Origin of the sequence: Streptomyces sp. NPDC050535 (assembly GCF_044457665.1) — a bacterium.
Classification (GTDB): domain Bacteria; phylum Actinomycetota; class Actinomycetes; order Streptomycetales; family Streptomycetaceae; genus Streptomyces.
On record NZ_JBITHE010000002.1, the window covers coordinates 605,956 to 630,570 of the forward strand.

A 24,615-nucleotide genomic window follows, 5' to 3' on the forward strand; every position below is an offset into this window, starting at 1 on the left:
CAAGCCCCCGCGGCCTCCGCGCGGCTGTTACGGCGTGCAGACCTTGGTGAGTTCACCCGCCGCGTCCGTGACCGGGCTGATGTCGGGGGTCTCGTCGCCGTTCTCGATGGCCGTACGGACGTTGCCGACAGCCCTGCTGAGGTCGTCGACCGCCTTGTTGACGTCGGCGTTGTCTGTCTTGTCACCGATCTCGTCGAGGTTCTGCTCGATCGAGTCGAGGGATTCGCCGGTCTGCGTCGGGTCGTTCGCCGCGTTCTCCACGGCCTGCTGGAGGTCGGTGACGCTGTCGGCGATGGCGTCGGCTGCCTGGACGCAGTCCAGGGCCTTGTTGACGGCGTCGCAGCCGGTTGCCGCCGGTATGGCGACGAGTGCGGCGATGACGGCGAATGCGGCGGTGCGTCGGCGTTGGCGCGCGGCCATGGAACGGTCCCTCCCCGTGGGCAGAATGTGTCCGACCCCGTGGTGCGGTCGACCCGGCCCCGTGCTGGGGCCGGGCTGGGGCGCGCGGCTGGACCGTACGCCTGTACCCCTTAGAACGCGTGGGATCAACGCGTGGTTGCCTCAAGTGCCGTGCGCTGTACGGCGGCGAGCTCGTCGCAGCCCGCGACGGCGAGGTCGAGCAGGGCGTTCAGCTCCTTGCGGTCGAACGGCTCGGCCTCGGCGGTGCCCTGGACCTCGACGAAGCGGCCGTCGCCGGTGCAGACGACGTTCATGTCGGTGTCGGCGCGGACGTCCTCCTCGTAGCAGAGGTCCAGCAGGGGGACGCCGCCGACGATGCCGACGGAGACCGCCGAGACCGTGCCGGTGAGCGGCCGGCGGCCGGCCTTGACGAGCTTCTTGCCCTGGGCCCAGGTGACGGCGTCGGCCAGTGCCACGTACGCGCCGGTGATCGCGGCCGTGCGGGTGCCGCCGTCTGCCTGGAGGACGTCGCAGTCGAGGACGATGGTGTTCTCGCCGAGCGCCTTGTAGTCGATGACGGCGCGCAGCGAGCGTCCGATGAGGCGGGAGATCTCGTGGGTGCGGCCGCCGATCTTGCCGCGGACGGACTCGCGGTCGCCGCGGGTGTTGGTGGCGCGCGGCAGCATCGAGTACTCGGCGGTGACCCAGCCCTCGCCGCTGCCCTTGCGCCAGCGCGGGACGCCTTCGGTGACGGAGGCGGTGCAGAAGACCTTGGTGTCGCCGAAGGAGACGAGGACGGAGCCCTCGGCGTGCTTGCTCCAGCCACGCTGGATGGTGATGGGGCGAAGCTGTTCGGGGGTGCGGCCGTCGATTCGAGACATGGCGAAGAGCCTAGCCGCATACGGGCTGGGCCCTGTCGCCAAGCTGGTGCCGCGAGGCAGGCGTCAGCTTGGCGACAGGGCCCTGGGGCTGCCGCCGGTTACGGGAGCAGCCCCTCTGGGGTGAGCCGCGCGGGCTCAGGAACCGTGGTGGTTCACATCATGTCTTCGATGTCCGCCGCGATCGGGTCGGCGTCGGTGCCGATGACGACCTGGATGGCGTTGCCCATCTTGACGACGCCGTGGGCGCCGGCGGCCTTCAGGGCGGCGTCGTCGACCTTGCTCGGGTCGATGACCTCGGTGCGGAGGCGGGTGATGCAGCCCTCGACCTCTTCGATGTTCTCGATGCCGCCGAGCCCGGCGACGATCTTCTCAGCCTTGGTGGCCATGTCCTACTCCCTGATCCGAACCGGTTTGTCGCAGTAACCCACAGTTGGCCCATCTTCGCGAGCGGTCATGTCACGGGTGCCGAATCATGGCGTTCACGACAGTGCGACCGTTCGTTGACTGGTCTACACCAGTTGACGAACGGGCGCCAAACCCGGTTCCGCCCGGAGGACGCCCATGAGTGCCAGCAGTGCCGCCGCGCCGACGCGCACCCCCTGGAGCAACCTGTTCCAGGGCTTGCAGAAGATGGGCCGGAGTCTTCAACTCCCCATCGCCGTACTGCCGGCCGCGGGCATCCTCAACCGGCTCGGCCAGCCGGACGTGTTCGGTGACGACGGTCTCGGCTGGACGAACGTCTCGAAGGTGATGGCGGGCGCCGGCGGCGCGCTGCTCGACGGGTCGCTCGGGCTGCCGATGCTGTTCTGTGTGGGCGTCGCGATCGGGATGGCGAAGAAGTCCGACGGGTCGACGGCGCTGGCGGCGGTGGTGGGCTTCCTCGTCTACTTCAACGTGCTGCGCCAGTTCCCGATCGACTGTGCGACCGGGGCGCAGAAGATCGCGGCCGGCTGCCAGGCGTCGGACGGCACGGTGGACGCCTTCTCGTACCAGAATCCGGGGGTCTTCGGCGGCATCGTCATCGGGTTGCTGTCGGCGTACTTCTGGCAGCGGTTCCACCGTACGAAGCTGGTCGACTGGCTCGGCTTCTTCAACGGGCGCCGGCTCGTGCCGATCATCATGTCGTTCGTCGCGATCGCGTTCGCCGCGTTGTGTCTGTGGGTGTGGCCGCCGATCGGTGACGGGCTGGAGAACTTCAGCGACTGGCTGGTGGGACTGGACGCGTGGGGTGCGGGCTTGTTCGGTATCGCCAACCGCGCGCTGCTGGTGATCGGGCTGCACCAGTTCCTGAACGTGCCCATCTGGTTCCAGTTCGGCACCTACACCAAGCCGGACGGGACGGAAGTCCACGGTGACATCAACATGTTCCTGGCGGGTGACCCGAACGCGGGCCAGTTCACCTCGGGATTCTTCCCCATCATGATGTTCGCGCTGCCGGCCGCCTGCCTCGCGATGACGCACTGCGCGAAGCCGCACCGGCGCAAGGAGGTCGGCGGTCTGATGCTGTCGATCGCGCTGACCTCGTTCGTCACGGGGATCACCGAACCGATCGAGTACTCCTTCGTGTTCATCGCGCCGGCGCTGTACGCGGTGCACGCGCTGCTGACGGGTGTCTCGATGGCGGTGACCTGGGGGCTGGGGGTCCATGACGGCTTCAGTTTCTCCGCCGGTCTGATCGACTACGTCATCAACTGGAACCTGGCGACGAAACCGTGGGCGATCATTCCGATCGGGTTGTGCTTCGCCGTCGTGTACTACGCGATCTTCCGTTTCGCGATCACCAAATTCGATCTGAAGACTCCGGGGCGGGAGGCGGACGACGAACGCGAGGACGCGACGAAGGCGTAGCCGCTCGCCCGATCCCTCACTCCCTCGCTCCCGATGGGCCCCCGGACCTCCTGGTCCGGGGGCCCTTCGGCGTGTTTACGGAGGCTTGCGATCAGATGTCCGGCTATGGCCCAGGCCACAAAATTGACGGTTCCTTATCTCACCTTCACCGTGCTAAAACAGGTCTACACCACTTAGTGGTGTAGACCACGTGGAAGCTGCCCACCCTTTTGCGCGACTTCGTGCCCCCTTCCCGTCCCCCGGCAGCTCCGGTACATGGAGGAACTATGACCACCGCCAGCACGACGGCGGCCCCCGCGAAGAAGCGGGGATCCGGCCTGTTCCAGGGCCTGCAGAAAGTCGGCCGCAGTCTCCAGCTTCCGATCGCGGTGCTGCCGGCGGCGGGTCTCCTGCTGCGGCTCGGGCAGACGGACGTGCAGGACAAGCTCAACCTGCCGGACAAGGTGACGTCGGTCTTCGCCACCGCCGGCGGCGCGATCTTCGACAACCTGCCGATGCTCTTCTGTATCGGTGTCGCGATCGGCTTCGCCAAGAAGTCGGACGGTTCCACCGCCCTCGCCGCCCTCGTCGGTTTCCTGGTCTACAGCAATGTGCTGAAGGCCTTCCCGGTCACCGAGGCGAAGGTCCAGGCGGGCGCGGACATAGCCGCGACGTACAACAACCCCGGTGTCCTCGGCGGCATCATCATGGGTCTGCTGTCCGCGGTGCTGTGGCAGCGGTTCCACCGGACCAAGCTGGTCGACTGGCTCGGCTTCTTCAACGGCCGCCGCCTCGTCCCGATCATCATGGCCTTCGTGGGCACCGTCATGGGTGTCTTCTTCGGTCTGGTCTGGGAGCCGATCGGTGAGGTCATCGCCAACTTCGGCGAGTGGATGACCGGCCTCGGCTCGGTCGGCGCGGGCCTGTTCGGTCTGATCAACCGCGCGCTGATCCCGGTCGGCATGCACCAGTTCGTGAACACCGTCTCCTGGTTCCAGATCGGCGACTTCACCAACCCCGCCACCGGCGTCGTCGTCCACGGTGACCTCAACCGCTTCTTCGCCGGTGACCCGACCGCCGGACAGTTCATGTCGGGCTTCTTCCCGATCATGATGTTCGGCCTGCCGGCCGCCGCGCTCGCCATCGCGCACAGCGCCCGCCCCGAGCGCCGCAAGGCCGTGATGGGCATGATGATCTCGCTCGCGCTGACGTCCTTCGTGACCGGCGTGACCGAACCGATCGAGTTCTCGTTCATGTTCGTCGCGCCGATCCTGTACGGGATCCACGCCGTCCTCACCGCCCTGTCCATGGCGATCACCTGGGCGCTCGGCGTGCACGCCGGATTCACCTTCTCCGCGGGTGCGATCGACTACGGCCTGAACTGGAACCTCGCCACCAAGCCCTGGCTGATCATCCCGATCGGACTGGTCTTCGGCGCGATCTACTACGTCGTCTTCCGCTTCGCGATCACCAAGTTCAACCTCACCACCCCGGGCCGCGAGCCCGAGGAGGAGGTCGAGGACCTCACCAAGGTGTGAGCCTCGCCCGTACGGCATGAACCCGCACGCATGACAAAGGCCCCGGAACCCACTCGGTTCCGGGGCCTTCGCGTACCGGCGTTCAGATCTCGTACGCCGCCCTGGGCACCGCCAGTTCCACGGGCCCGGCGTACACCTCGCGCGCGTCGGCCAGGTTGACCTCGGGGTCCGTCCACGGGGGGATGTGGGTGAGGACCAGGCGGCGGGCGCCGGCGCGGGCGGCGGTCTCGCCTGCCTCGCGGCCGTTGAGGTGGAGGTCGGGGATGTTCTCCTTGCCGTGGGTGAACGCGGCCTCGCAGAGGAACAGGTCGGCGTCGCGGGCGAGTTCGTCGAGGGACTCGCTCACGCCCGTGTCCCCGGAGTAGGTCAGGGCACGCCCGGCGTGCTCGACGCGGATGCCGTACGCCTCGACCGGGTGACGCACCCGCTCCGTGTGGACGGTGAACGGGCCGACCTCGAACGTGGCCGGCTTGACCGTGTGGAAGTCGAACACCTCGCTCATCGACGAGGCGGTGGGGGTGTCCGCGTACGCGGTGGTCAGGCGGTGCTCCGTGCCCTCGGGTCCGTAGACCGGGATCGGGCCGGCGCGGCCGCCGTCGTGGCGGTAGTAGCGCGCGACGAAGTACGCGCACATGTCGATGCAGTGGTCGGCGTGCAGATGGCTGAGGAAGATCGCGTCGAGGTCGTAGAGACCGCAGTGGCGCTGCAACTCGCCAAGGGCACCATTGCCCATGTCGAGGAGCAGCCGGAAGCCGTCGGCCTCTACGAGGTAGCTCGAGCAGGCCGATTCCGCGGACGGGAACGACCCCGAGCAGCCGACGACGGTGAGCTTCATGAGAGCTGGAACCTCCGCGCTGACAGGAAGTGCAGGGAGTGGACGCGGCGAGCGGAGACCCGGCGAGGACACTCGGAGCAGATACGGAAACGGGGGTCGTGCGGTCCGTCGAGCGTAAGGCGCAAAAGGACCGGTCGCTCCTCCGCCAGGGGCCGTTGTGGGCGAACTCACCTGTGCTGTCACCGGTTCGGATGGACCTGGGGCCGGGCTTGGACGGGCGCCCCCGCCCGGGCGGGGGTGTTCGACGGTACGCACCGGTACCTTCGTCCTATGAACACGTTCTGGTGGCTCGCGCTCGCGGCGGTGGTATTGCTCGCGCTGGTCGCGGCACTCGTGGACGGCTGGGGGCGGGGGCGCCGCCCGGCGGGGAGCAGGCGTCCGCCCGGGCGGCCGGCCAAACCCCGGCCGAGCCGGTCACGGGGGCCGCAGGCGGCGGAGATCTGGTGGGCGAGCGTCCCCTACGAGGACGGGCCCGGCGGCAAGGACCGCCCGTGTCTCGTCCTGCGGGTGAAGGGCAAGGTGGTGACCGTCGCGAAGATCACCAGCAAGCACCACGACGAGCGGCCCGGGGTCATCGCGCTCCCGCCGGATGCCGTGGGCGACGCCCAGGGCCGGGCGAGCTTCCTGGAGACGGACGAACTGCGCGAGGTCCCGGTCCGGGACTTCCGGCGTCGGGTCGGCGAGGTGGATCCGGCACTGTGGGACCAGGTGCGGCACCTCGCGGGGTGATTCCCCGCGCGAAATGCACGAAATGCGCGCAAGGGGGGTCTGGGGGCGCAGCCCTCAGGTACGGGACGGGAAGGGGCGGAGGGGGCGAAAAACCCGCCCGCACCCCCCGCCCGTTACGCGCCTACGCCCACAACTGCCCCTGCAACGTCTCGATCGCTTCCTCCGTCGTCGCGGCGGTGTAGACCCCGGTCGAGAGGTACTTCCAGCCCCCGTCGGCCACCACGAACACGATGTCGGCGGACTCCCCCGCGGCGAGGGCCTTCCTGCCGACCCCGATCGCGGCGTGCAGCGCGGCCCCCGTGGAGACGCCCGCGAAGATGCCCTCCTGCTGGAGCAGCTCCCGGGTGCGGGTCACCGCGTCCGCGGAGCCGACCGAGAAGCGGGTGGTGAGGACGGACGCGTCGTACAGCTCGGGGACGAAGCCCTCGTCGAGGTTGCGCAGCCCGTACACCAGATCGTCGTAGCGCGGCTCGGCGGCGACGATCTTCACGTCCGGCTTGTGCTCACGCAGGAAGCGGCCGACGCCCATGAGGGTGCCGGTGGTGCCGAGGCCCGCCACGAAGTGGGTCACGGACGGGAGGTCGGCGAGGATCTCCGGGGCGGTCGTGGCGTAGTGGGCGCCGGCGTTGTCCGGGTTGCCGTACTGGTAGAGCATCACCCAGTCCGGGTGCTCGGCGGCGAGCTCCTTGGCGACGCGTACGGCGGTGTTGGAGCCGCCGGCGGCGGGCGAGGGGATGATCTCCGCGCCCCACATGGCGAGCAGTTCGCGCCGCTCCTGCGAGGTGTTCTCCGGCATGACGCAGACCATGCGGTAGCCCTTGAGCTTCGCCGCCATGGCCAGGGAGATGCCCGTGTTGCCGGACGTCGGCTCCAGGATCGTGCAGCCGGGCGTCAACCGGCCGTCCTTCTCCGCCTGTTCGACCATGTGCAGCGCCGGACGGTCCTTGACCGAGCCGGTCGGATTGCGGTCCTCCAGCTTGGCCCAGATCCGCACGTCCGGGGACGGCGAGAGCCGCGGCAGGCGCACCAGAGGTGTGTTGCCCACCGCGGCGAGCGGGGAGTCGTAGCGCATCAGTGATCAGAGCCCGACCGGATCAGACCATGCCGCCGGCCACGGCCGGCAGGATCGTCACGTTGTCGCCGTCGGTCAGCTTGGTGTTGATGCCGTCGAGGAAGCGGACGTCCTCGTCGTTCAGGTACACGTTGACGAAGCGGCGGAGTTCGCCGCCGTCCACGATGCGGCCCTGGATGCCCGTGTGCCGGGTGTCGAGGTCGGCGAACAGCTCGGCGAGGGTCTCCCCGCCGCCCTCGACGGCCTTCTGGCCGTCGGTGTAGGTGCGGAGGATGGTGGGGATGCGGACCTCGATGGCCATGGTTGCGGGCTCCTGTCGGAAGGAAGAGTCGGGTCGGTGGGCGCGCGGCAGCGCGGGAAGCATGGGGTACGCCGGTTGCGGAGCCGCGGCTCACGGCCGTACGGCGGCAGGGTTCAGCGTGTACAGATGGCGCTCTGAAGCCTGCACAGGTCGACGTGCAGCCGCGCCACGAGCAGTGCGCCCGGCGTCTTCTCGCTCACGTCGTGGGAAACCATGGGGTCATCGTATCGATTCCCGGTCCGGATCCCGGAGTGTGATCTCACATCCCGGACATTTTCGGGCCGAAGGGTGAGATGGGGACGGAGAGCGAGATCAGTACGCCTCCACCACCTTGATCTCCTCCTCCGTCACCACGCCCTCGACGATCCGGTACGAGCGGAACTGGAAGGGCCCGGTGTCGTCCGAGTCGGCCGTGGAGACGAGAACGTAGTGGGCGCCCGGCTCGTTGGCGTACGCGATGTCGGTGCGGGACGGGTACGCCTCGGTCGCCGTGTGCGAGTGGTAGATGACGGCGGGCTCCTCGTCGCGGTCGTCCATCTCGCGGTACAGCTTCAGCAGGTCGCCGGAGTCGAACTCGTAGAACGTGGGCGAGCGGGCGGCGTTGAGCATCGGGATGAACCGCTCGGGGCGGCCGGTGCCCTCCGGTCCCGCGACGACGCCGCACGCCTCGTCGGGGTGGTCCTGTCGCGCGTGCGTGACGATCTGGTCGAACAGGGCCTGGGTGATGGTCAGCATGCTGGCCAGGATAAGCAGAAGGCCGCCCCGTACCGAAGCGTGGTACGGGGCGGCCCACATGGTGAACCGGCGTGGTCAGCCGACCTTCTCGAAGACCGGGTCGCGGCGCTCGGCGACCTGCGGGTTCCTCGACTTGAGGACGGCCCAGCCGATGCCCAGGGCCGCGGCCCAGCCTGCCATCACGTAGAGGCAGACGCGGGAATCGGCGTCGTAGGCGATCAGGCAGGTGACGAAGAGCAGGAACGCGACCGCGACCCAGCTGAACCTCGCGCCGCCCGGGGCCGGGAAGGAGGACGCGGGCAGGCGTCCGGCGTCGACCGCGCGGCGGTACAGGATGTGGCTGACCAGGATCATCAGCCAGGTCCAGATGCCGGCCGCGGTGGCCACCGAGACCACGTAGCCGAAGGCCTTCTCCGGGACGACGTAGTTCAGGACCACGCCGATGCCCATGAAGAGCACGGAGACGGTGATGCCGAACGCCGGGGTCCTGGTCGAGGAGAGCTTGTTGAAGATCTTCGGGGCCTCGCCGTTGTCCGCGAGGGTGCGCAGCATGCGGCCCGTGGAGTACATGCCCGAGTTGCAGGAGGACAGGGCGGCGGTGAGGACGACGAAGTTGACGATGCCGGCGCCGGCCGGGATGCCGATCTTCGCGAAGGCCGCCACGAAGGGGCTGACCCCCGGGGCGAACTCCGTCCACTTCACGACGCAGAGGATGACCGTGAGGGCACCGACGTAGAAGAGCGCGATGCGCCAGGGCAGGGTGTTGATCGCCTTGGGGAGGGTCTTCTCGGGGTTCTCGGACTCGCCCGCCGTGACGCCGACCAGTTCGACGGCCAGGTAGGCGAACATCACGCCCTGGAGGGTCATCAGGGACGAGCCGATGCCCTTGGGGAAGAAGCCGTCGAACTCCCAGAGGTTGGAGACGGCGGCGGTGTCACCGGCGGAGCTGAAGCCGAAGGTGAGGACGCCGAGGCCGATCACGATCATGCCGATCAGCGCGGTGACCTTGACCATCGAGAACCAGAACTCGATCTCGCCGAAGAGCTTCACCGAGATCAGGTTGGCCACGAAGAGGACGACCAGGAAGACCAGGGCCGTCACCCACTGCGGGACCGACGGGAACCAGTAGTGGACGTAGATCGCGGCGGCGGTGAGCTCCGCCATGCCGGTGACCACCCACATCAGCCAGTACGTCCACCCGGTGAAGTAGCCGAAGAACGGGCCGAGGAACTCGCGCGAGTACTCCGCGAAGGAGCCCGAGACGGGGCGGTAGAGCAGCAACTCGCCGAGGGCCCGCATGATGAAGAAGATGATCACGCCCGCGAGGGCGTACATGAGGATGAGGCTGGGCCCGGCCTTGGCGATGTTCGCCCCGGCGCCCAGGAAGAGGCCGACGCCGATGGCGCCGCCGATCGCGATCATCTGGACCTGGCGGCTGCCGAGCCCGCGCTCGTACCCCTCTTCGGGGGCGTCGCCGCCCACGGCCTCACTGCCGTCGCTGTCGTACCGCTTGCCGACCTGCGATGAGGTCATGTGTGCTGCGCCTTTCTCCATGCCGGTCCGAGCCAGTGCGATGGCCTCGGATCGGGTTCCGATCCCCCCGGATGGTGGAGCTTTCCGCCTGGCCGGCGATCCGCCGGCTCGGTGGCGCACCCGGCCGGACCTGGGTGTTGTCCTGTCGGGCGGTCGTGAAGATTTATCACGGCCGCAACGACGGCAGGTCGAGGTGTTCGTGGTGCACACCACAGGCAGAACCGGACAAAAGTCTGACCGCGCCCCATAGGACGCGGTCATGGTGACGTGATCGTTATTCGGATTTGAGCGTCCTCTGAGCGAACAGGGAATCGTGACGGCTCAGGGCATAAGGGTCTCGACGAGGGTCTCCTGAAGCCCGCCCAGCCACAGGTACGCCATCACCATCGGCTTGCGCGGGTCCTCGTCCGGCAGCCGGAAGAGGAGGTCGGTGTCCTCCTCGGCGACGACGTCGAGCCGGGCGCCGATGGCCAGCCGCAGGTCGTTCAGGGTGCGCAGCCACTGCTCGGCCTCCTCGGCGGACAGCTTGAGGACCGCGCCGCCGTCACCGCCGGGGGTCAGGCCGTCCAGCGAGCGGATCACCGTCAGGGCGTTCTCCCGCTTGCCCGCGCGCAGGTCGTTCTCGGTGAAGCGGCGGAACTCCGAGGAGTGGGCGCGCTGCTCCTCGGCCTGCTCGGGCGAGTGGGCCTCGACGTCGGGGCCGCTGTACGCGTCGGGGAAGAGGCGTTGCAGCACCGGGTCGGAGGGCGGCTCGCTGGGGCCCTCCGCGAACAGTTCGGCGAGCGGATCGTCCTGGGCGTTCTCGGCGGGGCCGGGGCCGATGAGTTCCATGAGCTGCACGGCGAGGGAGCGGATGATGGAGATCTCGACCTCGTCGAGCGCGACGGCCGCGCCGCCGCCGGGGATCGGTTCGAAGTGTCCTGGCATCAGGTTGTGTCGCCGCTTCCGGTCCGCTCGGTGCTGTTTTCCGGTCCACTTGCCGCGTGGGCTCACTTGCGGTCCTGCTGAAGGGTGGCCCACAGGCCGTAGCCGTGCATGGCCTGTACGTCGCGTTCCATCTCCTCGCGGCTTCCGCTGGAGACGACGGCCCGGCCCTTCTGGTGGACGTCCATCATGAGCTTGGTGGCCTTGTCCTTGGTGTAGCCGAAGTACGTCTGGAAGACATACGTCACATAGCTCATCAGGTTGACCGGGTCGTTGTGGACGATCGTCAGCCAGGGGACGTCCGGCTCGGGTACGGCGAAGACCTCCTCCGCCGACTCGGTCTTCTCGGTCTCTAGGGGTGCGGGAGCCGTCACACGGCCCATGCTGCCACCAGAGGGGGGTGCCCGCACAAACGGACGCCCGCCGCCGGTCGTCCCGGGCAAACCCGCAACCCAAATCGTCAGAGTGACGAGATGGGGGTACGATCCCGTCATGAACACAGCGGACCTTGGGCTGCCGGTGGACGTTCCCTCGACGGCTCTCTTCACCGACCAGTACGAGCTGACGATGCTGAGGGCCGCTCTGGCGGCCGGAACCGCCGAGCGGCGCTCGGTCTTCGAGGTCTTCACCCGGAGGCTGCCGGAGGGGCGGCGCTACGGGGTGGTGGCCGGCACCGGACGCGTCCTGGACGCCGTCGAGAACTTCCGCTTCGACGCGGACGTCCTCGGCTTCCTGCGCGAGCGCGGCATCGTGGACGAGCCGACCCTGGAGTGGCTCGCCGGCTACCGCTTCGGCGGGGACATCTGGGGCTACCCGGAGGGGGAGGTGTACTTCCCGGGCTCGCCGGTCCTGCGGGTCGAGGGGTCCTTCGCGGAGTGCGTGCTCCTGGAGACGGTGATCCTCTCCATCCTCAACCACGACTCGGCGATCGCGGCCGCCGCCTCCCGGATGGCCTCGGCGGCGGGCGGGCGTCCGCTGATCGAGATGGGCGCCCGGCGCACCCACGAGCTGGCCGCCGTGGCCGCAGCGCGGGCCGCGTACGTCGGCGGCTTCACGACCACCTCCGACCTGGCCGCCGGTTTCCGCTACGGCATCCCGACGGTGGGCACGTCCGCGCACGCCTTCACCCTGCTCCACGACCACGAGCGGGACGCCTTCCAGGCCCAGGTGGACTCGCTCGGCCGGGGCACCACCCTGCTCGTGGACACGTACGACGTCGCGGAGGCGGTCCGCACGGCCGTCGAGGTGGCCGGGCCCGAGCTGGGCGCCGTCCGCATCGACTCCGGGGACCTGCTGCTCGTCGCGCACCGGGTGCGCGAGCAGCTGGACGAGCTGGGCGCGACCGGCACGAAGATCGTCGTGACCTCCGACCTGGACGAGTACGCGATCGCCTCGCTGGCGGCGGCGCCCGTGGACGCGTACGGCGTGGGCACCCAGCTGGTGACGGGATCCGGCCACCCCACCTGCTCCATGGTCTACAAGCTGGTCGCCCGCGCCGAGTCGGCCGACCCGAAGGACCCGCTGGTGGCGGTCGCCAAGAAGTCCTCCGGCGGAAAGACGTCCATCGGGGGCCGCAAGTGGGCCGCGCGCCGTCTGGACGAGCACGGTGTCGCCGAGGCCGAGGTGATCGGTGTCGGTCCGGTGCCGGCCGGGCTGGCCGACCGGCAGCTCCTGGTCGAGCTGGTCAAGGGCGGTCGGGTCGTCGCCCGCGAGCCCCTCGACGTCGTGCGCGAGCGGCACTCCGCGGCCCGCGGCAACCTGCCGCTGTCGGCGACGCAGCTCTCCCGCGGGGAGGCGGTCATCCCCACGGAGTACGTCTGACGTATCCGTACGCCACCGCGCCCGCGCATGAACAACCGGTGAGCGGGCATGACACGGCAACACCCCCTCCGCACCGCGCGAGCGTTCCCGCACACCCCGCGGGGCGCCGCGCGGCAGCCGAATGCCCCCTCCCGGAGTGCACTCGAAGTCTCTAGGCTCGGTAGCTCACAGGCCGGGCCGCGCACTCCCCCACCGACCCCACCGCCCTCCTGCCGAGCCGAAGGACACCGACCATGCGCCGCGCCTTGATCGTCGTAGACGTGCAGAACGACTTCTGCGAGGGGGGCAGCCTCGCGGTGGCGGGGGGCGCCGACGTGGCCGCCGCCATCACGGAGCTGATCGGGCAGGCGCCCGCCGGCTACCGCCATGTCGTGGCGACCCGCGACCACCACATCGCCCCCGGCGGCCACTTCGCCGACAACCCCGACTACGTTCACTCCTGGCCCGCGCACTGCGTGGCCGGCACGGAGGGCGTCGGCTTCCATCCGAACTTCGCCCCGGTCGTCGCCTCCGGCGCCATCGACGCGGTCTTCGACAAGGGCGCGTACGCGGCGGCGTACAGCGGCTTCGAGGGCGCCGACGAGAACGGCGTGACGCTGGCGGACTGGCTGCGCGCCCGGGAGATCGACGAGGTGGACGTGGTGGGCATCGCCACCGACCACTGCGTGCGCGCCACCGCCCTGGACGCCGCCCGTGAGGGCTTCCGTACGCAGGTCCTGCTGGACCTGACCGCCGGAGTGGCCGAGGAGACCACGAACCGTGCCCTGGAGGAGATGCGGAGCGCGGGCGTGGAGCTGACCGGCAAGCCGGTGGTCTGAGCGTCCTAGGGGGTGTCGTTCGGATCAGTCCGGATCAGGCCGCGGCGTCCGGTGCGGTGCATCGCGAGGCGGAGCGTCGTCCGCATACTGGGCGTACTCGGGTGATGCGACAACGCGGCGAGGTGCCGTGCCAGGCGTCGCGGACCCGGGCTGATCCGAACGACACCCCCTAGGTGCCCTGGTGCGCCGTGGGTCTTCGCATCAGCGCCCGGATCGGGTGCCACAGCTCCTGGACGAGCTCCGGGCCCAGGACAGCGTTGTCGGCGGCCGGGGCCGTGCGCCATATCAGGCCGTCGGGATGGTGCAGGACCGCGGTGATCTCGTCCGGGGTGGGCGGCTGGGCGTTGCCCCGCAGGTACACCGCGCGCAGGCCCAGGTTGCGCAGCCTCGTCAGCGCGCGGGCCCGGTTCTGGGCCAGCACGAGCACGCGCACACCGGCGACCGGGCTGTACGCGCCGGACGGGCTGGGCAGGTTCAGCGCCACCACCACGCTGCCGTTCGGCAGCTTGCAGAAACCTCCTGCGGCCATGAGAAGTCACACCCCCGTGCGGTCCGGTGTCAATAAGAGAATCACAGGACGCACCTAAACACGATCGGCCGCGACCCGCCAGGGGGTCACGGCCGATCATGCTCTGACCTGCGGAAACAGGGTTTACTTCACCGCGGGGCCGACCTGGAGCGAGATCGTGGAGCCGTTCAGGGCCTCCTTGACGATCTTGATCTTGGTGTTGGTGTCAGTGATGGCGACACCGGCGAGCGGGGTGCTCTCGTCGTAGTAGGTGTGGGTGTGGTCGTCGAAGACCGAGACGCCCCGCTGCGACGGAATCCTGGTCGCGACGTCCGCCTTGTGCAGGGTGAGGGCGTCCGTGCGGTACAGGCTGAAGGGCGAGTCGTACGCCTGGATACGGCTGCGCATCACCGTGCCGTCCGACCACTTCAGCGCGGTCGGGTGGGCGTCGACGGGCAGCACCAGACCGGCGCCGGGGTGCTGGGTGGTGTTGTTGTCCGGCTGGGAGGTGTCCCACTTCCAGATCAACAGACCGTTCTGGTACGGGAAGTGCTCCACCCAGTCCGGACGGGTCGTCGCGAAGCCGAAGTTGTACGGGCCGACCTTGAGGGTCTTGTCGTACGACACGTACTGGCGGTTCTCGGCGATGTAGTACTGCGCGTAGTCGTCCGTGATGGCCGCGCCGATACGGGAGAAGCCCTTCACGGTCCAAGCCGCGTCCGCGGTCTCCGCGTTGTCCGAGAAGAGGGCGGTGCCGTCCGCGGTGACGCTGATCTCGTCGGCCGCGAAGCCCTTCTGGGCCACCCCGCCGTCGGTGGCGTAGCGGAAGCGCAGGCCGATGTTCTGGCCCGCGTAGGCGTCGAGCGGGTACGACAGCTTCGTGTACGCCTCGGTCGTGCCGTCGAGCGCCGGCTTGCCGCTGCCGTCACGGCTGATGGCCGCGCCGTCCGCGGTGCCGTCGATGGCCGTCCAGTTGGCGCCGCCGTCGGTGGACACCTCGGTGTAGAGGTAGTCGTAGCCCGCCTCGATGTCCCACCAGCCGTCCAGGGTCAGCGTGGCCGAGGACCTGCCGGTGAGGTCGACGGAACGGGTCAGCGTCTGCGAGAGGTTGTCGCCGCTGCCGCTCCACCACTGGGTCGCGCCCTGCGCCGGTTCGACGATCTCGTTGGTGACCGTCTTCTCGGGCAGCTCGACGACGAGCGCCTGCGCGTCCTTGGTGTTGTACTCGGCGACGCCCAGGGTGTGCTTCGACTTCGTCGCGGCCTTCGCCGTGTCGTAGTTGAGCCAGCCGAGCTGGAGCTTGTCCCAGGCGGTCATGTCGCCGGGGAGGTTGCCGATCTCGCCCTTGCCGGTGCCGAGCCAGGAGCCGGAGGACATCAGCGTCCAGAACCCGGTGGAGTTGTCGCCGCCGTTGGTGTCGTAGAGGTCCGGCAGACCGAGGTCGTGGCCGTACTCGTGGGCGAAGACGCCGAGTCCGCCGTTCTCCGGCTGGATGGTGTAGTCGCCGACCCAGATGTCGGTGTCGCCGATCTCGGCGCCGCCGAGCCTGTTGTCCGCGGGTCCGGTGGAGCCGGCGTCGGTGCCGAACGCGAACCAGCGGTGGGCCCAGATGGCGTCCTCGCCCTGGGCGCCGCCGCCCGCGGACTCGTCCTCGCCGGCGTGCACGATCTGGAAGTGGTCGATGTAGCCGTCGGGCTCGTTGAAGTTGCCGTCACCGTCGAAGTCGTTGCGGTCCCACAGGTCGTACTGGGCCAGGTCCGCCTTGATCTCCGCGTCGGTCGCGCCTGCCGCCTTCTGCGCCGCGACCCAGGCGGTGACGCCGTCCTGCACCGCGTACCAGGCACCGGTGTCCGCGGCGTTGGAGCCGTAACGGGCCTCGTTGTAGGGGACCTTGACCCAGTCGGTGACCTCGCCCTCGACCGAGTAGCGGCCGGAGGACTGCTTCTCGTAGTACGTCTTCAGCGAGTCGACACCCTTGCCGGTGCCGAAGTAGAGGTCCTCGAAGTGCGCCTTGTTGTAGTCCGCCTGCCAGGCCGTGCTGTTGTCCTGGGCGGGGTCCGGCTCGGCTATCTCGTTGTGCAGCGGGCCGACGGTGCCGCCGTAGCGGGGGTCGACCTGATCGCCGAACTCGACCAGGATCGTGAAGATCTTGTCGGTCTTCTCCCGGCCGAGCTCGACGTACTTGCCCTTGCCGAGCTGCACGACCTGCGAGCCGTTGCGGTCCTTGACCTTGGCGTCGCCGGATATGACCTGCTTGAGCGCCTCTTCGCGCTGGGCCGCCTGACGATCGGAGAGCGGGCCCTTGAGGTCGTGCTCGGTGTCGCTCTGGGCGGGCGCGGCCGGGTCACGGCGGTCCACCGTCGGGGCCGCGGAGCCGGCATCGGCCTGTGCCACGGCGAACGTCGAGAACGTGGCAGTAGCCGCCGCGAGGGCAACGCCCACCGCCGCCGTTCTGAACGTCCATGATCTGCTGGTCACTTGATGTCCTCCCTCGCGTCCGCTCGCGCGGACGGAGGGGTCCAGGTCATGGGGTCCGCGCGCGTATACGCGTGTCAAGTGACGACATTGGACCGGAGTTACCAGAGAAAAGACAGATCTTGACTTGTACCTGGCAACTGCACTATGTGGAGTGGCGGTTCGCTGTCCGGAGCGCCACCACACCGCTCAACGGGCGCGTCCGGAACCCGACTCGGCGCGTGTGATGACTCCGTGCGCCCCCTGTGCACCGACACCGTGCGTTAGGTCAGGCTTACCAGCCGTTCCACTCGGGCATGCAGGCGAATAGAGTCGGCTGGCGGAGCGTCGGAATGTCGATGGATCGCCAAGTTGACACCGTTATCGTCAAGTTGACAGCGTTATCGACCCCCCGATTCACAGTTCCGCCCACCTTCTCTGTCCGCCCCCTCCCCCATCGCGAGAGGCACCCGGGGGGAGCACCCCCACCCGAGGGAACGATTGCCATGCCTCGAACGACTGCCATGCCTCGTCCGACCGCCGCACAGCTCGCCTACGGTTCCTGCACCGTGATCCTCTCCACCCTCGCCATGCTGCTGCTGTCAAAGACGAGTTCGGGCCTGGGGATCGTGACGATCACCCTCTCGGCACTCGTTCTCGGACTCCTCGTCGCCCTGACGGTTCCGCTGCCGAAGCCGGCGCGCACCCGGGCGATGCCCGTCGTGCCCCTGCTGAAGGAGCGCGCCCCCGGCCGGCGCGAGACCGCGTCCGTGGCCGCCGCGACCTCCAAGCCCGTACGGGAACCGGCGAACCCCTAGGGGGTGTCCTAGGACATCACCACGTACGAGAACCGGCGGGCCCGTGTCTCACGGGCCCGCCGGTTCTCGTTGCCGCTCCTCCGCGCCGCCGGTCAGCCGGCGCTGACCACCACGGTCTTGGCGGCCTTGTCGTGGAGGCCCTGCTTGTAGGGCTTGTCGAAGAAGCTCCAGCCGCCCGCGATCGCGGTCCAGATGCACGCGCAGCAGAACGCGAACGGGATCCACAGCACCAGCGAGCGGACCAGCGTGGTCTGCAAGGAGGGCGTGGAGCCGTTGTCGAGATTGGCCACCCGCAACTTGAACAGCCGCTTGCCGAGGGTCTGCCCCGTGCGGCTGATCATGACGGTGTCGTAGCCGATGTAGAGCACGGCGGCGACGAGCGACTGCCCCAGCGACCTGCCGGTGTCGATCTTGTCGGTGTCGACGTCGTACTCGGTCACCCCGAACGCCCACGACAGCAGCCACACCACGACACCCACGATGATCATGTCGAGGATCCGCGCCAGCGTCCGTTTGCCGCTGTCGGCGAGCGGCGGCATCCCGGAGAGCGGGTCGCCTCCGTAGGGGCCGCCACCGCCGTAGGGATCGCCGCCTCCGCCGAAGGGGGGCGGCTGATCGCCGTGCGGCGGGGGCCGGCTGCCGTACGAGGGGTCGTACGGGGAGCCGCCGCCCGCGGCGGGCGGCGGCTGCTTCCTGAACGGATCGTCCTCCGGGGGCCGGCCGGAGCCCGGGGGCGGCGGTTCGCTGCTCATGGCCCGAGTGGACCGCGAACTCCCGGCCGCCGCATCCGGCGAGCGGCCGTCCGGGCTACCGGGTCGTGTACGACCGACGAACCGCGGCCGGGTACGCCCCGGGGCGGCGCCCTCTACGTGCGCGCCGCCACGAAGGTGTGGGCCGCCTTGTCGTGCCAGCACTGGCGCCACGGCTTGTCGAACAGGCACCACAGGACACCCAGGACACCGACACCGAGGACGCCCGTGACGGCGTAGACGAGCCAGCGGCGCAACGCCGAGCCGAACGACGGGGGTTCGTGGCCCTCGATGTCGCACACCTGGATCCCGCAGAGCATCTTGCCGAGGGTGCGGCCCCACCTGGAGGTGGGCAGCGCGTCGTAGAGGACGCCGAAGACGAGCAGGACGGCGAGGACGATCCCGAGGTAGCCGGCGGTCGTGCCGTCCAGGAGCCAGACCGTGACGGTCTCGCCGGACAGCTTGGCCGCGTCGACCTTCGCGTCGACGTGGTCGGCCGCCTTGGTGCCCAGCGGTACGGCGGCCACTCCGGTGACCGCGGCGAGCACGACGCTGTCCACCAGCCGGGCGGCCAGCCGCCTGCCCAGGCCCGCGGGACGTGTCGCCGACTGCCTGCGCGCGGCGGCCGTGAAGATGTCCTCGACCGGCGGCTTCCACGGCGCGACGGGCTGCCCCTCCTCCGCCGGGTCACCCGCGAGCCGGTGCACCTGCTGGGCCCAGGAGGGCTGCCCGCCGCCGGTACCGGCCGCCATGGGGGCGCCGCCGGCCTGCTGGGGGACGGCCGGGGCGGCGGGGGCGGCGGCCTGGACCGCGGCCTGGGCGGCCTGCCCGGCGGCGAAGCCGCCCCCGGCAGACGCGGCGGCCGGGCCCGTGCTCTCCGGCTGCGCCGGGCGCTGGGCTAGCGGACGGAAGGTCATGGTGCCCTCGGAGGGCAGGTCCTCGGCACCGGAAGCGCGGGAGTGCCCGCTGCCGCTGCCACTGCCACTGCCACTGCCGGTGGATGCGTCCGGCGTATCTCCGGTCGTCCCCGCGGGCCGCACCGGTCCCGTCGGGCGCCGGAACACCACGGGGCCGCCGGACGCCGCGGGCTGGGAGCCGCCCTGGCCGGCGGGCGGGATCGTCGCCGTGCCGTCCGTACGCGAGGAACGGCCGTCGGGCTGGACGAGCGGGTCCGCGGGGTCGGCGGCACGCGGCACCCGCGGGTCGACGGCTCCGGGGGGCGCGCCCCAGGACACCCGGCGGTCCTGGTCGAGGCCGAACCCGGACTGCTGGGAGCGGTCGGCACCCCAGGCGGCCGCGGGTTCGGGACGGCTCCCGTGCTGGGCCTCGGCGGGGCTCACCTGGCGGCCCCCGCGGGACGGTTGCGGGTCCTCGTCGAAGAAGTGCGGTCCGGTCTCCTCGGCGGGAACCGGCGCCTGGGACTGCGCGGGCACGGAGGCCGGGGGCGTGCCGGGCGGTGCGAGCGGTACGCCGTCGGACGGCGCCGGACGGCTCGTGCCCGGTACCCAGGCGGCACCGTTCCAGTAACGGACATATCCAGGAATGGAGGGATCCGGGTAATAGCCTTCGCGGGGCCTGTCGTCACCGGGTGCCGGGGTTGGGGCGCTCATGTCCGTCGTCCCGTATCTGCTCGGGGGTCTGTTGGGGGCTCCACATCTACCAGACGGGCGCACCCGCCACTGCCGCTCCCGCTGTACCCGCCCCATTCGGGCATGGATCCGCTATGTGCGCGGGCCGCCCGAAAAATACTTCGCGGAACCCGCGTAATGATTCCGCTCCTTCGCGCTCTCCACTCGTACGGGCCCGCCCCGGGGCCCCGTACGAGAAAGGAAGCACCGGTATGCACACCGTGGTGGAACGCGAACTGGAACTCAAACTCGTCCTGTCGCCGGAGCGCAGCATCCCCGTCCCGGCGCGGCTCAGTTACCGGACCGACGATCCGTACGCCGTCCACATCACCTTCCACGTCGGCACCGACCATCCGGTCAACTGGACCTTCGCCCGTGAACTGCTCGTGGAGGGGGTGTTCCGGCCGTGCGGGCACGGCGATGTGCGGGTGTGGCCGACGAAGGTGGCGGGCCGCGGTGTGGTGCTGATGGCGCTGAGTTCGCCCGACGGCGACGCGCTGCTCGAAGCGCCCGCCGCGCAGGTGTCCGCCTGGCTGGAGCGCACCCTCCGGGCGGTTCCCCCGGGCTCTGAGGCCGAGCGGCTCGGTATCGACGACGGCCTCGCCGAGCTGCTCGCTCCGACTCCGGCCGACGATCTGTGGCTGCGCGACCCGTGGCCCTCGGACGAGTCCAGGGACGGTGAGCAGTAGAGGGGTGGGCGGTAGAGGTGGGTCGGCGTCAGAAGAGCTTGCCGGGGTTGAGGAGCCCCAGCGGGTCGAAGGCCGCCTTGATCGCCCGCTGCATCTCCACGCCCACCGGGCCGATCTCGCGCGCCAGCCACTCCTTCTTCAGGACGCCCACGCCGTGCTCGCCGGTGATCGTGCCGCCGAGTTCCAGACCGAGCGCCATGATCTCGTCGAAGGACTCACGGGCGCGCCGGGACTCGTCGGGGTCCGCGGCGTCGAAGCAGACCGTGGGGTGGGTGTTGCCGTCGCCGGCGTGCGCGCAGACGCCGATGGTCAGGGCGTACTTGTCGGCGACGCGCTCGATGCCCTCCAGCATGTCGCCGAGCCGGGAGCGCGGCACACACACGTCGTCGATCATCGTGGTGCCCTTGACCGCCTCCAGCGCGACGAGCGCCAACCGGCGCGCTTGGAGCAGGAGTTCGGACTCGGCCGCGTCCTCGGCCGGCACCACCTGGGTGGCGCCCGCGGCCTCGCACAGGGCTCCGACCGCGGCGAGGTCGGCGGCGGGGTCGTGAGTGTCGAAAGCGGCGAGGAGCAGGGCCTCGGTGGTCTCCGGGAGGCCCATGTGGGCGAGGTCGTTGACGGCCTTGACCGTCGTACGGTCCATCAGTTCGAGGAGGGACGGCACGTGACCGCCCTCCATCACCTTGACCACGGCGTCGCAGGCGGCCCGCGCGGAGGCGAACTCCGCTGCCAGCACGAGTTGTTGGGGCGGCTGCGGCTTCAGTGCGAGCACCGCCCGTACGACGATGCCGAGCGAGCCCTCGGAGCCGACGAAGAGGCGGGTGAGGTCGTACCCGGCGACGCCCTTGGCGGTGCGGCGGCCGGTCGTCATGAGCCGCCCGTCGGCGAGCACGACGTCCAGACCGAGGACGTACTCCGCCGTCACCCCGTACTTGACGCAGCACAGGCCGCCCGACGCGGTGCCGATGTTGCCGCCGATCGTGCACGTCTCCCAGCTGGAGGGGTCCGGCGGGTAGTACAGGCCGTGTTCGTTGACGGCGCGGGAGAGGGTCGCGTTGACGACTCCCGGCTCGACCACGGCGATCCGGTCGACCGGGTTGATCTCGAGCACGCGGTCCATCTTCAGCAGGGACAGCACGATGCACCCGTCCGAGGCGTTCGCGGCGCCGGACAGGCCGGTGCGGGCGCCCTGCGGGACGACGGGGACGCGCAGCTCGGTGGCGGTGCGCATGACGTGCTGGACCTGCTCGACGGTGCGCGGCAGCACGACGACGGCCGGGGTGCCCGCCTCGCAGAAGCTCGCCATGTCGTTGGCGTAGGAGGCCGTGACGTCCGGGTCGGTCAGCACGGCCTCGGTCGGCAGACCGCTCAGCAGGCGGTCCACGAGACCGCCGGTCACTGTCCCGTCCTCGTCGGGCCGGGCTTCGATACGGCTCATGATCACAGCGTCCCACCCGGGGCCATCGGTGTGAACCCCGTCCGCTGCACCCAACGCGTGCCGCGATGTGGTCTTCGTACTGACGCACAGTGAGCGGCATGGAGATCGAAGAGCAGCGACCCGCCGCGCGGCAGCAGGAGCCCGAGCCCTCCGGATCCCGTTTCTCCCCCCTCGCCGGGCGCACCCTGATCGGCGTCGCCGCGGCAGGCGCCGTACTCGGCGGGGTGCTGGTCCTGCTGCCCTCGTCGGGGCGCGAGGCGGCGGAGCCCGCCGCCGGTCCGGTGGCGCGGGCGCAGACGGCGGTGGGCGCCGGAGTGCCCGCGGCGCTGCCCGATCTGGCGGCGCTCATCGGCGACCGCGAGGCGCATCTGCGGGCCCATCCGGGTGACGACCAGTCGTGGGCCGTGCTCGGTGCGGCGTATGTGGAACAGGGCCGGCGGACCGCGACGCCCGCGTACTACCCGAAGGCCGAGCAGGCGCTGCGTACGTCGCTCAGGGCCCGTCCGAAGGGGAACGTGGAGGCGCTCGACGGCCTCGCGGCGCTCGCCAACGCCCGTGGTGACTTCCGGGCGGCGAAGCGGTGGGGCGAGGCGGCCGTGAAACTGTCGCCGAAGCGCTGGACGACCTATCCGCTGCTGATCGACGCGTACACGGGTCTCGGCGACCACAAGGCCACCCGGAAGGCCCTCGACAAGCTGCTGGAGCTGCGCTCCGGTCCGACGGTGATGGCGCGTGCCGCGCGGGTCTACTGGGACCAGGGCTGGCGCGAGGACGCGGCGGCCGCCGTCGCCGACGCCGCTTCGGGCGCGGCGACCCCCGCCGAGCAGGCGGCCTTCTTCCAGCAGGCCGGCGAGCTGGCCTGGGAGCGCGGCGACCGCGAACAGTCGCTGGGCTACTACCAGCGCGCGCTGCGCACGGACCCCGACGAGCACGGCGCGCACGCCGGGCAGGGGCGCGCACTGGCGGCGCTGGGGCGCACGTCGGAGGCGTTGCGCGCCTACCAGACGGCGCTCGCCAAGCGGCCCGAGCCGCGGTACGCGCTGGAACTGGGCGAGCTGTACGAGAAGCTCGGGGTCGAGGGGGCCGCGCGCGTCCAGTACGACGTACTGCGGGAGCGGGTGCGCCAGGAGGCCGCCGGGGGTGTGGACGACGAGCTGGTCCTCGGGCTCTTCGAGGCGGACCACGGCGATCCCGCGACCGCCGTACGGCTGCTGCGCGAGGAGTGGAAGCAGCACCCGGCGATCGCCGTCGCGGACGCGCTGGGCTGGGCGCTGCACCGGGCCGGGGAGCACGAGGAGGCCCTCGGGTTCGCCACCAGGACCATGGACAAGGAGCACGGTGGCGGCGTACGCAGTGCGCTGTACGCCTACCACCGCGGCCAGATCGAACGCGCCCTGGAGCGCGACAGCGCGGCCCGCCGTCACCTCGCCGAGGCGCTGCGCGTCAACCCGTACTTCTCGCCGCTCCTCGTCCCGTCCGCCGAGGCGGCGCTGGAGGCACTGGGCGAGCCGGCGGCCGGGGAGGGACCGGGCGGGCCGGCGGAGGACTCCGCGGACTCGGAGAAGACGGCGGGCGCCGACGGGACGACGGACTCCGGTGGAACGACGGAACCGGACGAGCCGTCGGCTTCGAACAGGCCCAGTCCTTCGGACAAGCCCTCGCCCTCGGGCGCACCGTCGGCCTCGGACAAGCCGTCGGCCAAGCCCGCGCGGGCCGCCGTTACAGGTTTCCGCGCCTCTCCTGCTCGCGCTCGATCGCCTCGAACAGCGCCTTGAAGTTGCCCTTGCCGAAGCCCATCGAGCCGTGCCGTTCGATGATCTCGAAGAAGACGGTCGGGCGGTCCTGGACCGGCTTGGTGAAGATCTGCAGCAGATAGCCGTCCTCGTCGCGGTCGGCGAGGATCTTCAGTTCGCGCAGGGTGTCGACGGGGACGCGGGTGTCGCCGACCCACTCGCCGAGGGTGTCGTAGTAGGAGTCCGGGGTGTCGAGGAACTGGACCCCGGCCGCACGCATGGTGCGTACGGTCTCGACGATGTCGCCGGTGTTCAGCGCGATGTGCTGGACGCCCGCGCCGCCGTAGAACTCCAGGTACTCGTCGATCTGGGACTTCTTCTTGGCGATGGCGGGCTCGTTGATCGGGAACTTGACCTTGAGCGTGCCGTCCGCGACGACCTTCGACATCAGCGCGCTGTACTCGGTCGCGATGTCGTCGCCCACGAACTCCTTCATGTTCGTGAAGCCCATGACCTTGTTGTAGAAGCCGACCCACTCGTTCATGCGGCCGAGTTCGACGTTGCCGACGCAGTGGTCGACGGCCTGGAAGGTGCGGTGGGCGGGCGGTTCCACGATCGGCGCGGCGGCGGCGTACCCGGGGAGGTAGGGGCCGTCGTAGCCCGAGCGGTCCACCAGGGTGTGCCGGGTCTCGCCGTAGGTGGCGATCGCGGCGAGTACGACCGTGCCGTGCTCGTCCTTCAGCTCGTACGGCTCGGCGACCGAGCGGGCGCCGTGCTCGACGGCGTACGCGTACGCGGCGCGCGCGTCCGGGACCTCGATGGCGAGGTCGACGACACCGTCGCCGTGCTCGGCCACGTGCTCGGCGAGGAAGTGGCCCCAGGTGGTCGCGGGCTTGATCACGGAGGTGAGGACGAAGCGCGCGGAGCCGTTCTCCAGGACGTACGAGGCGGTCTCGCGGCTGCCGTTCTCCGGTCCGGAGTAGGCGACCAGCCGCATGCCGAAGGCGGTGGAGTAGTAGTGGGCGGCCTGCTTGGCGTTGCCGACGGCGAAGACGACCGCGTCCATTCCCTTGACCGGGAAGGGGTCTGCCTGCCGGGCGGTGTCGGGAGTGTGGTGAGTGGTCTGGGTCATGCTCGCAGGCTCCCCCCGCTTCGCAAGGTGCGCAATAGTTTGCGTTTTCACAG

Annotated in this window: 25 protein-coding genes; 8 read left to right on the forward strand and 17 right to left on the reverse strand. The window is 70.1% G+C overall.

The window, feature by feature from the left end; translation table 11 throughout:
- Window positions 1-27 precede the first annotated feature (27 nt).
- The 3 genes from ACIBLC_RS07705 to ACIBLC_RS07715 form a co-directional block, all read right to left on the reverse strand.
- Window positions 28-420, reverse strand: coding sequence for a hypothetical protein (locus tag ACIBLC_RS07705; protein WP_399209831.1), 393 nt, complete (start codon window positions 418-420; stop codon window positions 28-30).
- Window positions 421-545: 125 nt separating this feature from the next.
- A complete protein-coding gene (rph, locus tag ACIBLC_RS07710) occupies window positions 546-1,280 on the reverse strand; it encodes a ribonuclease PH (protein ID WP_399209832.1) in 735 nt (244 codons plus the stop codon).
- Between the two features lie 152 nt (window positions 1,281-1,432).
- Window positions 1,433-1,666 carry a glucose PTS transporter subunit EIIB gene (locus ACIBLC_RS07715; protein WP_399209833.1) on the reverse strand — a complete coding sequence of 78 codons (234 nt, stop codon included), beginning with the start codon at window positions 1,664-1,666 and terminating at the stop codon, window positions 1,433-1,435.
- A 175-nt stretch (window positions 1,667-1,841) separates the two neighbouring features.
- On the opposite strand from ACIBLC_RS07715, the gene ACIBLC_RS07720 reads away from it, so the two are divergent.
- Entirely contained in the window at window positions 1,842-3,128 is a 1,287-nt protein-coding gene (locus ACIBLC_RS07720) for a PTS transporter subunit EIIC (RefSeq protein ID WP_399209834.1), read from the forward strand.
- Window positions 3,129-3,394: 266 nt separating this feature from the next.
- Window positions 3,395-4,645, forward strand: coding sequence for a PTS transporter subunit EIIC (locus ACIBLC_RS07725; RefSeq protein ID WP_399209835.1), 1,251 nt, complete (start codon window positions 3,395-3,397; stop codon window positions 4,643-4,645).
- A gap of 82 nt (window positions 4,646-4,727) precedes the next feature.
- Here the strand turns inward: ACIBLC_RS07725 and ACIBLC_RS07730 are convergent, their stop codons facing one another.
- Complete coding sequence (locus ACIBLC_RS07730; RefSeq protein WP_383677561.1) at window positions 4,728-5,480, reverse strand: MBL fold metallo-hydrolase; 753 nt, start codon at window positions 5,478-5,480, stop codon at window positions 4,728-4,730.
- Between the two features lie 270 nt (window positions 5,481-5,750).
- On the opposite strand from ACIBLC_RS07730, the gene ACIBLC_RS07735 reads away from it, so the two are divergent.
- Window positions 5,751-6,209 (forward strand): type II toxin-antitoxin system PemK/MazF family toxin, encoded by a 459-nt coding sequence (locus ACIBLC_RS07735; protein ID WP_399209836.1) that lies wholly within the window; start codon window positions 5,751-5,753, stop codon window positions 6,207-6,209.
- Window positions 6,210-6,330: 121 nt separating this feature from the next.
- Here the strand turns inward: ACIBLC_RS07735 and ACIBLC_RS07740 are convergent, their stop codons facing one another.
- The 7 genes from ACIBLC_RS07740 to clpS form a co-directional block, all read right to left on the reverse strand.
- Window positions 6,331-7,281: a PLP-dependent cysteine synthase family protein gene (locus ACIBLC_RS07740; RefSeq protein ID WP_399209837.1), complete on the reverse strand. Its 951-nt coding sequence runs from the start codon at window positions 7,279-7,281 to the stop codon at window positions 6,331-6,333.
- A 22-nt stretch (window positions 7,282-7,303) separates the two neighbouring features.
- The gene (locus ACIBLC_RS07745; protein WP_383677555.1) at window positions 7,304-7,582 is read right to left on the reverse strand and encodes a MoaD/ThiS family protein; all 279 of its coding nucleotides are present in this window, start codon (window positions 7,580-7,582) and stop codon (window positions 7,304-7,306) included.
- Between the two features lie 113 nt (window positions 7,583-7,695).
- Window positions 7,696-7,797 (reverse strand): putative leader peptide, encoded by a 102-nt coding sequence (locus ACIBLC_RS07750; RefSeq protein WP_383677553.1) that lies wholly within the window; start codon window positions 7,795-7,797, stop codon window positions 7,696-7,698.
- A 97-nt stretch (window positions 7,798-7,894) separates the two neighbouring features.
- Window positions 7,895-8,317 carry a Mov34/MPN/PAD-1 family protein gene (locus ACIBLC_RS07755; protein ID WP_399209838.1) on the reverse strand — a complete coding sequence of 141 codons (423 nt, stop codon included), beginning with the start codon at window positions 8,315-8,317 and terminating at the stop codon, window positions 7,895-7,897.
- Between the two features lie 75 nt (window positions 8,318-8,392).
- Complete coding sequence (locus tag ACIBLC_RS07760) at window positions 8,393-9,850, reverse strand: amino acid permease (RefSeq protein WP_399209839.1); 1,458 nt, start codon at window positions 9,848-9,850, stop codon at window positions 8,393-8,395.
- A gap of 321 nt (window positions 9,851-10,171) precedes the next feature.
- Window positions 10,172-10,777, reverse strand: coding sequence for a DUF2017 domain-containing protein (locus ACIBLC_RS07765; protein WP_399209840.1), 606 nt, complete (start codon window positions 10,775-10,777; stop codon window positions 10,172-10,174).
- 62 nt (window positions 10,778-10,839) lie between these two features.
- Window positions 10,840-11,157 (reverse strand): ATP-dependent Clp protease adapter ClpS, encoded by a 318-nt coding sequence (clpS, locus tag ACIBLC_RS07770; protein WP_399209841.1) that lies wholly within the window; start codon window positions 11,155-11,157, stop codon window positions 10,840-10,842.
- A 109-nt stretch (window positions 11,158-11,266) separates the two neighbouring features.
- Between clpS and ACIBLC_RS07775 the strand changes: the two genes are divergently transcribed.
- A complete protein-coding gene (locus tag ACIBLC_RS07775) occupies window positions 11,267-12,595 on the forward strand; it encodes a nicotinate phosphoribosyltransferase (protein ID WP_399209842.1) in 1,329 nt (442 codons plus the stop codon).
- A 233-nt stretch (window positions 12,596-12,828) separates the two neighbouring features.
- On the forward strand, window positions 12,829-13,413 hold the full coding sequence (locus ACIBLC_RS07780) for a nicotinamidase (RefSeq protein ID WP_399209843.1): 585 nt from the start codon (window positions 12,829-12,831) through the stop codon (window positions 13,411-13,413).
- A 169-nt stretch (window positions 13,414-13,582) separates the two neighbouring features.
- On the opposite strand, the gene ACIBLC_RS07785 is transcribed toward ACIBLC_RS07780, so the two are convergent.
- Both ACIBLC_RS07785 and ACIBLC_RS07790 read right to left on the reverse strand, forming a co-directional pair.
- On the reverse strand, window positions 13,583-13,942 hold the full coding sequence (locus tag ACIBLC_RS07785; protein ID WP_399209844.1) for a hypothetical protein: 360 nt from the start codon (window positions 13,940-13,942) through the stop codon (window positions 13,583-13,585).
- A 123-nt stretch (window positions 13,943-14,065) separates the two neighbouring features.
- Window positions 14,066-16,399 carry an immune inhibitor A domain-containing protein gene (locus ACIBLC_RS07790; RefSeq protein ID WP_399209845.1) on the reverse strand — a complete coding sequence of 778 codons (2,334 nt, stop codon included), beginning with the start codon at window positions 16,397-16,399 and terminating at the stop codon, window positions 14,066-14,068.
- Window positions 16,400-16,899: 500 nt separating this feature from the next.
- On the opposite strand from ACIBLC_RS07790, the gene ACIBLC_RS07795 reads away from it, so the two are divergent.
- Window positions 16,900-17,193, forward strand: a complete 294-nt coding sequence (locus tag ACIBLC_RS07795; RefSeq protein WP_399209902.1) for a hypothetical protein — start codon at window positions 16,900-16,902, stop codon at window positions 17,191-17,193.
- A gap of 92 nt (window positions 17,194-17,285) precedes the next feature.
- Here the strand turns inward: ACIBLC_RS07795 and ACIBLC_RS07800 are convergent, their stop codons facing one another.
- Together ACIBLC_RS07800 and ACIBLC_RS07805 are read right to left on the reverse strand one after the other, a co-directional pair.
- Window positions 17,286-17,945: an RDD family protein gene (locus ACIBLC_RS07800; protein ID WP_399209846.1), complete on the reverse strand. Its 660-nt coding sequence runs from the start codon at window positions 17,943-17,945 to the stop codon at window positions 17,286-17,288.
- Window positions 17,946-18,058: 113 nt separating this feature from the next.
- Window positions 18,059-19,552, reverse strand: coding sequence for an RDD family protein (locus ACIBLC_RS07805; RefSeq protein ID WP_399209847.1), 1,494 nt, complete (start codon window positions 19,550-19,552; stop codon window positions 18,059-18,061).
- 230 nt (window positions 19,553-19,782) lie between these two features.
- Here ACIBLC_RS07805 and ACIBLC_RS07810 point away from each other — a divergent pair, with 230 nt between their 5' ends.
- On the forward strand, window positions 19,783-20,259 hold the full coding sequence (locus ACIBLC_RS07810; RefSeq protein WP_399209848.1) for an SsgA family sporulation/cell division regulator: 477 nt from the start codon (window positions 19,783-19,785) through the stop codon (window positions 20,257-20,259).
- A 28-nt stretch (window positions 20,260-20,287) separates the two neighbouring features.
- Here the strand turns inward: ACIBLC_RS07810 and ACIBLC_RS07815 are convergent, their stop codons facing one another.
- On the reverse strand, window positions 20,288-21,703 hold the full coding sequence (locus ACIBLC_RS07815) for an FAD-binding oxidoreductase (protein ID WP_399209849.1): 1,416 nt from the start codon (window positions 21,701-21,703) through the stop codon (window positions 20,288-20,290).
- 92 nt (window positions 21,704-21,795) lie between these two features.
- On the opposite strand from ACIBLC_RS07815, the gene ACIBLC_RS07820 reads away from it, so the two are divergent.
- A complete protein-coding gene (locus tag ACIBLC_RS07820; protein ID WP_399209850.1) occupies window positions 21,796-23,472 on the forward strand; it encodes a tetratricopeptide repeat protein in 1,677 nt (558 codons plus the stop codon).
- On the opposite strand, the gene hppD is transcribed toward ACIBLC_RS07820, so the two are convergent.
- On the reverse strand, window positions 23,417-24,562 hold the full coding sequence (hppD, locus tag ACIBLC_RS07825) for a 4-hydroxyphenylpyruvate dioxygenase (RefSeq protein WP_399209851.1): 1,146 nt from the start codon (window positions 24,560-24,562) through the stop codon (window positions 23,417-23,419). The genes ACIBLC_RS07820 and hppD overlap by 56 nt on opposite strands.
- Window positions 24,563-24,615: the final 53 nt, after the last annotated feature.